The 354-nt window shown below is 68.9% G+C and carries 1 protein-coding gene; it reads right to left on the bottom strand.

Annotated elements, in window-relative coordinates; translation table 11 throughout:
* Positions 1-119: 119 nt before the first annotated feature.
* Positions 120-354 (bottom strand): isoaspartyl peptidase/L-asparaginase (locus HX774_RS19660; RefSeq protein WP_178829050.1); only part of this gene is annotated, 235 nt, incomplete at its 5' end.

Here is a 354-nt window from a genome sequence, read left to right as displayed (position 1 = left end):
GGCGGGGACCCAGTAAGAACCTCACACGCCGAGCGTGGGTGAAGCTGCGATCAAATAGGCCGCAGCATGTGATGCCAAGGCACTGGGTCCCCGCCTCCGCGGGGATGAGCGGAGAAGAATTACTGGTCGAAGACCTGAACCCCGACCTCGCCGTCGGTGGTCAGCCAGGCGCGCTTCATGCCCTGGCTGTTGTAGGGGGCGGCGATGTTGCCTTGGCGGTCCAGGGCGATCAGGCCGCCGTCGCCGCCCAGGCCGCCGATGCGGTCGATCACGGCTTGCGACGCCTGGGCCAGGGTCTGACCGGCGGCCACGCCGATGGCGGTGCGGGCGGCGGCGGCGACGCGGATGAAATAC

Origin of the sequence: Brevundimonas sp. P7753 (assembly GCF_013386595.1) — a bacterium.
GTDB lineage: Bacteria > Pseudomonadota > Alphaproteobacteria > Caulobacterales > Caulobacteraceae > Brevundimonas > Brevundimonas bullata.
Note: the sequence above shows the minus strand (reverse complement) of the source record. Positions and strands in the feature narration are given on the sequence as shown.